Source organism: Mesorhizobium sp. B1-1-1 (assembly GCF_006442955.1).
Lineage (GTDB): Bacteria > Pseudomonadota > Alphaproteobacteria > Rhizobiales > Rhizobiaceae > Mesorhizobium.
Genome location: NZ_VFWW01000018.1, coordinates 87,035 through 93,358 on the forward strand (window position 1 = coordinate 87,035; position 6,324 = coordinate 93,358).

The following is a 6,324-nucleotide window of genomic DNA, read 5'->3' on the forward strand; positions in this document are numbered from 1 at the left end:
GGCGCTCACCGATAGGTCGCGTATAGATCCTCAATCCGCTCGCACGGCGCGGCCACCGGATGCGATACTGGCAGGCGAGATCATATTCGGCACCAGAATGTCATTGCGGCGCGCGAAGGCGATCAAGGTCGCCCGCACGGTTTCCGCATCGATCTCGCCGGCAATGCCGGCTTTGCAAGCGTTGAGGGCGACGGCATGGGCGCCGTTTCGGCTGGCAACGGGCCAGTCCTGCAACACGGCATATGCTTCCATCGCAGTCTCGATCGTTACCGGAAGCCCCATTCCGACCAAGATCGTCACGGGTTCTTCAAAGCGCATCTGTGCCATGATTTAAACCTCCATTCGATGGCAAACGAACCGAAGCATGTCGGGCAGCCTGGTGCGCGAAGACAGGTCGGCGCGGATAGGGCGGGTGCGCCGGTGTCGTCGGATTTCCGGCGGCCACGAGCCTGATCTCGGCTGGCTCGACCGGGCTTGGCTTGAGCACTGGCGAGCCTCGGCCAGGCGCCGGTAGCGCCCTATGCGCCCTGGCGAGCGCCTCGAGCCAGGCTAGGACGGAAAGCGGCGGAAGCGCCCGCCCATCGAGCCAGGCGGCGACCTGGCTTTGCGGGCAACCAAGCTCGTCGACGAGGTCTGCCGCTTTCCACCTCAACGTTTTCAGGCATTCACGCAATTGGCCCACGATCATGTCGGTCCTCTCCCCAACCGGACATCGGTCCATCATTCGCTGTGGGGCTCAGATGATCGCGTCCTCCATCCCTGGTTGAGCCGCCGGAGCCTTCCGAGGCTGCCGACACATGCTGCGCGGCCAGGAACATCAGCGTCGACGCCGCCGTACGGCGGCTCCAGCCTGCGGACTCGGCCATGTCGAGAACGCTTATCAACAATGGCCCCAGCACGCTCCTGCATTCTGCCTCGTAGGCGAGAAATTCGTTTGCCGGATGCGTGGGCGCCGAAACCGAACCGATGCCGGTCATAGTGGTCTCTCTCCAAACTTTCGCGGGAAGCGCCCGCTCCCACTTGTGGGAGCGGGCGGCCTCCCGGCGTCCTAGAAGTCCATGCCCGCGCCGGCGGGCATGGCAGGGGTCGCGGCCTCCTTCTTTGGCTTCTCGGCCACCATCGCCTCGGTGGTGACCAGCAGGCCAGCGACGGAAGCGGCGTCCTGAAGCGCGGTGCGCACGACCTTTGCCGGATCGATGACGCCTTGACCGTAGAGATCGCCGAACTCGTTGGTCTGGGCGTTCCAGCCCCAGCCGAACTCGCTCTTCTCACGCAGCTTGCCGACGATGATCGAGCCCTCGGCGCCGGCGTTCTCCGCGATCTGGCGCACCGGGGTCTCGATCGCACGCCGCACGATCTCGACACCGGTCCTCTGGTCGGCATTGTCGATCGGCAAGGCATCGAGCGCCTTGGCGGCCCGGAGCAGCGCGACGCCGCCGCCCGGGAGCACGCCTTCCTCGACCGCCGCACGGGTCGCATGCAGCGCGTCGTCGACACGGTCCTTGCGCTCCTTCACCTCGACTTCCGTCGAACCGCCGACACGGATGACGGCGACGCCACCGGCGAGCTTCGCCAGCCGCTCCTGCAGTTTCTCGCGGTCGTAGTCGGAGGTGGTCTCCTCGATCTGCGCTTTGATCTGGGCGATGCGGCCCTGGATCTCTTCCTTGCGGCCAACGCCGTCGACGATGGTGGTGTTTTCTTTTTCGATCACCACCTTCTTGGCGCGGCCCAGCATCTGCAGCGTGACGTTTTCGAGCTTGATGCCGAGGTCCTCGCTGATCGCCGTGCCGCCGGTGAGGATGGCGATATCCTCCAGCATCGCCTTGCGGCGATCGCCGAAGCCGGGCGCCTTGACTGCCGCGACCTTCAGGCCGCCGCGCAATTTGTTCACGACCAGCGTGGCGAGCGCCTCGCCCTCGACATCCTCGGCGATGATCAGCAGCGGCTTGCCCGACTGCACGACTGCCTCGAGGACGGGGAGCATGGCTTGCAGGTTGGACAGTTTCTTCTCGTGGATCAGCACGTAGGGCTCTTCGAGCTCGACGCGCATCTTGTCCTGGTTGGTGATGAAGTACGGGCTGAGATAGCCGCGGTCGAACTGCATGCCTTCGACCACCTCCAGTTCGGTCTCGGCGGTCTTGGCCTCCTCCACCGTGATGACACCTTCATTGCCGACCTTCTCCATCGCCTCGGCGAGGAAGCGGCCGATCTCGGGATCGCCATTGGCCGAAATGGTGCCGACCTGGGCGATCTCATCGTTTTTCGTCACCTTGCGAGCGTTGGCCTTCAGTTCGGCGACGACCGCCTCCACGGCCTTGTCGATGCCGCGTTTCAAATCCATCGGATTCATGCCCGAGGCAACGGCCTTGGCACCTTCCTTGACGATGGCTTGGGCCAGAACGGTCGCAGTCGTGGTGCCGTCGCCGGCGATGTCGTTGGTCTTCGAAGCGACTTCGCGCACCATCTGCGCGCCCATGTTTTCGAACTTGTCTTCCAGTTCGATCTCCTTGGCCACCGTCACACCATCCTTGGTGATGCGCGGCGCGCCGAAGGATTTGTCGATAACGACGTTGCGGCCTTTGGGACCGAGCGTCACCTTCACCGCATTGGCCAGAATGTCGACGCCGCGCAGCATCTTCTCGCGGGCTTCGGTATGGAACTTCACTTCCTTGGCAGCCATTGGATCACTCCTTCAATTTAGGCAGCTTTCGTTGACTGGTAACTTGGCAAGAAGCCGTCAGGCGGCCTTCTTCACGGTCGCGGTCTGCTCGATCACGCCCATCACATCGCTTTCCTTCATGATAATCAGGTCTTGGCCGCCGAGCTTGATCTCGGTGCCGGACCATTTGCCGAACAGAATGCGGTCACCCACCCTGACGTCGAGCGGCTGTAGCTGCCCGGCTTCGTTGCGGGCGCCGGGGCCGGCGGCGATCACCTCGCCTTCCTGCGGCTTTTCCTTGGCTGTGTCGGGAATGATAATGCCGCCAGCCGTTTTCTCCTCGGCTTCGATGCGGCGGACCAGGATACGGTCGTGCAATGGGCGGAACGTCATGTCGTTCTCCTTCAAGGACAAACAGTTTTTGAGGTTCCTCCGTGCCGGACCGGCAATATCGGCCCGGCACGAGGTGCCGCGACCCTTGTTCAGGCATCGCGCGCGCATATCGAGCTAGTTTTGGAATTTTCCGGTTTCAAGAGGTCCGCGCAAAAATTTTGGCACTCGTCACATCAGAGTGCCAACGCGTTGTTATCATGCAGGGATTCTCGCCAGGTCGACGATTTCACCGCTTGAATTTTGGTGAAGAGCCAACAAGATTATCCTGGCTGGCGCTGCCGAAGCACAGCCGGAAACTGGACGCTATCGAGGAGTTTTTGCAGACGGAGGACAGCGATGGACCGACATAAATTTTCGCCGATCATGCCTTCCCTGACTGACACGCCCGACACCTCGCTTGACCGGCTGCTTTCGCCGGCGAGGCACTTCAAACATCCTGACGAGGTATTGGAAGACGGCGCGCTCGACCTCTGGGAAAAGCGGGCGATCCTGTCGTCTTGGGCCTCGGATGCCTGCGCGGTGGAGTCGATGCCGGAACTGCGCCTGCCGCCGGGAGTCGAGCGGCCGGTTTCCTTCGACCACATCATGGAGGCCTTGTACAAGCTCGACATCGACGTGCCGGCGCCGCGGTCCACGCCGGATGAATTCCGGCACGACTTCGCCAGGATGAATGCATAAGGTCGTAAGCGAAAGGAGAAACATATGGTGACTGCGGTCAGCAGAGACTTCCGCCTGCAGATGGATGGCTACGGCCTGACCACGGCCGAGATCCACTATCATATGCCTGACTACCCCAACCTGCTGCAGCTCTATGTCTGGCAGGAATACGACCTCGCTCCCGATTTCCCGGAGCTGAAGGGCTTCCTTGGCTATTGGGAAAGCGAACTGGACGGCGCGCTGCATTCCGTGCGCGTCGCACATCATCGTCTAATCACACCGTCGGAATGGCGCGCCGTTGACGGCATCGTTGCCATCCATTGAGCGGATCACATTGAGCGGATCAAAAAACCTGAAGCGCGTCGCCTGCAACGCGGCGCGCTCAAAGGCTCGATTGAGCATACCTAAAATCAGAGTTCCCGAGCAGGATGAGTGGTGGGACTCGTGTCATCCTGCTCTGACAGCCATCGGCCGGTCCGCCCTTGACATCGCCGCGGAACGGAATTGCTGGGGCGAAGCGGCGCGGCCCCTCGTCAGCCCGGCTCGCTTGGCCGCCTTCAAGAAAGCCTTGTAGGCGGCACGCCCGCTGCGCCAGCCATCCAGCGCATCACGACATGCACGGCCGGCGGCGCGCCAGCTTGGTCCGCGCGCCCATTTCGGCCATTGTTGATCCAGGCATTCCAGAGCCTCGAAGCTGCTGGCGACCTTACGCGGGGCATTCGAGAATTCGAGGGTAATCGGTTGAGGAAACCGAATATCGTTCATCACTTCCTCCGTTTTTTGACGTCTTTTTGCGAGTAAGCAATCGGATGGCGTCATCGGCGACCCTCCATCCGTGATCGAGATGGTCAGCCGTTCAGGCCGCGTCAAGGGCCGCCGGAATTTCGGTAAGACGTTCGATCAGGCCTCTTGACGCCACGCCCGTCAGTTCCCAGATCGATTCCGCCGGCGCCAGAAGGGCCGGCAGGTCAAGGAGTGCCGCATCCTTGGCACTCCTCGTACCCATGTTGCTCAGCGAAGGAGGATATGGCTATGAGAACCGCTTTCGACTTTTCACCACTCTATCGGTCGAGCATAGGCTTCGACCGTATTTTCGACCTGCTGGAGAATGCCAGCCGCACGGCGAACGTCGACAACTGGCCGCCCTACGACATCTCCAGGACCGGTGACGACGCCTACCGCATCACCATGGCGGTAGCCGGCTTCAGTCAAGACGAATTGAGCATCGTGCATGAACCCAACATGCTCGTCATCGCCGGGGAGCGTGCCGGAGAGGACAATGGCGAATACCTGCATCGCGGCATCGCCGGACGGCCGTTTGAGCGCCGCTTCGAACTTGCCGACCATGTGAAGGTGACCGGCGCCGGCCTCGTCAACGGTCTCCTGACCGTCGATCTCCAGCGTGAGATTCCCGAAGAGATGAAACCGCGCAAGATCGAGATCGGCACCAGCATGGCCAAAGCCAAGGAAAAATCCGCGGCAAAGCCCGTGCAAGTGGAAAAACAGGCCGCGTGAGGCAATTCGGGTCAAGGCTTCCACCCCGGACGCCGGTCGTCCGGTGGTGAAGACGCAAGCAAAGAGGAGAAAGACAATGAGCGTACGTGATCTCATTCCTTTCGGCCGGGAACGCGGCCAGGTGCCCAGCCTTCTGCGCGATGGCGAACGTGATCCGTTCATGTCGTTGCACCGTGAGGTGAACCGTCTTTTCGACGATGTTTTCCGCGGTTTCGGCTCCGGTCTGCCGTCCTTGTCTTCCGTTGCCGCCGAGGGCGCACGCTGGCCAAGCGTCGAGATCTCCGACACTGGAAAGGAGGTCCGTGTCACGGCCGAAGTGCCTGGCATGGAGGAAAAGGACATCGAGGTCCTGCTCGATGACGACGTGCTGACCCTGAAGGGCGAAAAGCGGTCCGAGACCGAGGACAAGGAGCGCCAGTTCTCCGAGCGCTATTACGGCCGTTTCGAGCGCCGCATTCCGCTCGGCGTCGAGGTAGAGCAAGACAATGTCGAAGCGCGCTTCAGGAACGGCGTCCTGACGGTTACATTGCCGAAGACCGCGAAAGCGCAAGCGCAGGCAAAGCGGATCGAAATCAAGAGTTGAACCACCTATGCCGGCGGTGGGACAAACCCACCCGCCGGTTCAGGTCGAGATGTTGACGGCTTACACTGCGGACGCCATTGCTTTTCGGCGACAGGTCTGTCTTTTGTGCGGTGGCCCGGCTTGCCCGCCCCCCTGGTCGCTTTGGCTTGGCTTGTATGGTTCTGGCGGGCGGATTGTGTTTGGTTTTGCGGGATTTGTTTTTGACCTTGGGCGTCGGCTTTGGGTATTTACGGGCCCGTGATGAGGGTTCTCAAATGAGCGGGCGGCCATCAGTCGGATACAAGAACAGCCCGGGGTGAGCCGGGCTGTTTTGATTTGGTTGCGGGGACAGGATTTGAACCTGTGACCTTCAGGTTATGAGCCTGACGAGCTACCGGGCTGCTCCACCCCGCGCCACCTGTGAGCAAGCGTCAGCTTGCTTCGACCTCTGGAAGCAGGTGTTTCTGCTTCGATCTCTGGAAGCAGGTGTTTTCTGCTTCGATGTTTGGAAGCGGGCGATTGCCTGCTTCGCGCCGCC

10 protein-coding genes and 1 tRNA gene are annotated in these 6,324 nt (G+C 61.5%); 4 read left to right on the forward strand and 7 right to left on the reverse strand.

The annotated features are described in order from the left end of the window. Nucleotides 1–30: 30 nt before the first annotated feature. The 4 genes from FJ986_RS28700 to FJ986_RS28715 form a co-directional block, all read right to left on the reverse strand. Entirely contained in the window at nucleotides 31–327 is a 297-nt protein-coding gene (locus FJ986_RS28700; RefSeq protein ID WP_140624452.1) for a DUF982 domain-containing protein, read from the reverse strand. A 338-nt stretch (nucleotides 328–665) separates the two neighbouring features. Continuing rightward, nucleotides 666–977, reverse strand: coding sequence for a hypothetical protein (locus tag FJ986_RS28705; protein ID WP_246681845.1), 312 nt, complete (start codon nucleotides 975–977; stop codon nucleotides 666–668). A gap of 71 nt (nucleotides 978–1,048) precedes the next feature. Beyond that, a complete protein-coding gene (groL, locus tag FJ986_RS28710; protein ID WP_140513825.1) occupies nucleotides 1,049–2,680 on the reverse strand; it encodes a chaperonin GroEL in 1,632 nt (543 codons plus the stop codon). 57 nt (nucleotides 2,681–2,737) lie between these two features. Next, on the reverse strand, nucleotides 2,738–3,052 hold the full coding sequence (locus FJ986_RS28715; protein WP_140500451.1) for a co-chaperone GroES: 315 nt from the start codon (nucleotides 3,050–3,052) through the stop codon (nucleotides 2,738–2,740). 336 nt (nucleotides 3,053–3,388) lie between these two features. Between FJ986_RS28715 and FJ986_RS28720 the strand changes: the two genes are divergently transcribed. Then, entirely contained in the window at nucleotides 3,389–3,730 is a 342-nt protein-coding gene (locus FJ986_RS28720; protein ID WP_246681846.1) for a hypothetical protein, read from the forward strand. 24 nt (nucleotides 3,731–3,754) lie between these two features. Beyond that, complete coding sequence (locus FJ986_RS28725) at nucleotides 3,755–4,033, forward strand: usg protein (RefSeq protein WP_140676665.1); 279 nt, start codon at nucleotides 3,755–3,757, stop codon at nucleotides 4,031–4,033. A 123-nt stretch (nucleotides 4,034–4,156) separates the two neighbouring features. Here FJ986_RS28725 and FJ986_RS28730 read toward each other — a convergent pair whose 3' ends face one another. Both FJ986_RS28730 and FJ986_RS30610 read right to left on the reverse strand, forming a co-directional pair. Next, the gene (locus FJ986_RS28730; RefSeq protein WP_246681847.1) at nucleotides 4,157–4,528 is read right to left on the reverse strand and encodes a DUF982 domain-containing protein; all 372 of its coding nucleotides are present in this window, start codon (nucleotides 4,526–4,528) and stop codon (nucleotides 4,157–4,159) included. A gap of 37 nt (nucleotides 4,529–4,565) precedes the next feature. Beyond that, nucleotides 4,566–4,715, reverse strand: coding sequence for a hypothetical protein (locus FJ986_RS30610; protein ID WP_181181934.1), 150 nt, complete (start codon nucleotides 4,713–4,715; stop codon nucleotides 4,566–4,568). A 26-nt stretch (nucleotides 4,716–4,741) separates the two neighbouring features. Here FJ986_RS30610 and FJ986_RS28735 point away from each other — a divergent pair, with 26 nt between their 5' ends. Both FJ986_RS28735 and FJ986_RS28740 read left to right on the forward strand, forming a co-directional pair. Continuing rightward, nucleotides 4,742–5,224: an Hsp20 family protein gene (locus FJ986_RS28735; protein WP_140522628.1), complete on the forward strand. Its 483-nt coding sequence runs from the start codon at nucleotides 4,742–4,744 to the stop codon at nucleotides 5,222–5,224. Nucleotides 5,225–5,300: 76 nt separating this feature from the next. Beyond that, nucleotides 5,301–5,807, forward strand: coding sequence for an Hsp20/alpha crystallin family protein (locus FJ986_RS28740; protein WP_140522630.1), 507 nt, complete (start codon nucleotides 5,301–5,303; stop codon nucleotides 5,805–5,807). Between the two features lie 316 nt (nucleotides 5,808–6,123). Here the strand turns inward: FJ986_RS28740 and FJ986_RS28745 are convergent. Beyond that, nucleotides 6,124–6,200: transfer RNA gene (locus FJ986_RS28745), tRNA-Met, on the reverse strand. Between the last annotated feature and the right edge of the window lie 124 nt (nucleotides 6,201–6,324).

What these genes read in the sequence shown, in the direction of transcription:
- FJ986_RS28730 (WP_246681847.1), bottom strand. Translation starts at nt 4,528, where the DNA reads ATGACGCCATCCGATTGCTTACTCGCAAAAAGACGTCAAAAAACGGAG.
- FJ986_RS28715 (WP_140500451.1), bottom strand. Translation starts at nt 3,052, where the DNA reads ATGACGTTCCGCCCATTGCACGACCGTATCCTGGTCCGCCGCATCGAA.
- FJ986_RS28705 (WP_246681845.1), bottom strand. Translation starts at nt 977, where the DNA reads ATGACCGGCATCGGTTCGGTTTCGGCGCCCACGCATCCGGCAAACGAA.
- FJ986_RS28720 (WP_246681846.1), top strand. Translation starts at nt 3,389, where the DNA reads ATGGACCGACATAAATTTTCGCCGATCATGCCTTCCCTGACTGACACG.
- groL (WP_140513825.1), bottom strand. Translation starts at nt 2,680, where the DNA reads ATGGCTGCCAAGGAAGTGAAGTTCCATACCGAAGCCCGCGAGAAGATG.
- FJ986_RS30610 (WP_181181934.1), bottom strand. Translation starts at nt 4,715, where the DNA reads ATGGGTACGAGGAGTGCCAAGGATGCGGCACTCCTTGACCTGCCGGCC.
- FJ986_RS28700 (WP_140624452.1), bottom strand. Translation starts at nt 327, where the DNA reads ATGGCACAGATGCGCTTTGAAGAACCCGTGACGATCTTGGTCGGAATG.
- FJ986_RS28740 (WP_140522630.1), top strand. Translation starts at nt 5,301, where the DNA reads ATGAGCGTACGTGATCTCATTCCTTTCGGCCGGGAACGCGGCCAGGTG.
- FJ986_RS28735 (WP_140522628.1), top strand. Translation starts at nt 4,742, where the DNA reads ATGAGAACCGCTTTCGACTTTTCACCACTCTATCGGTCGAGCATAGGC.
- FJ986_RS28725 (WP_140676665.1), top strand. Translation starts at nt 3,755, where the DNA reads ATGGTGACTGCGGTCAGCAGAGACTTCCGCCTGCAGATGGATGGCTAC.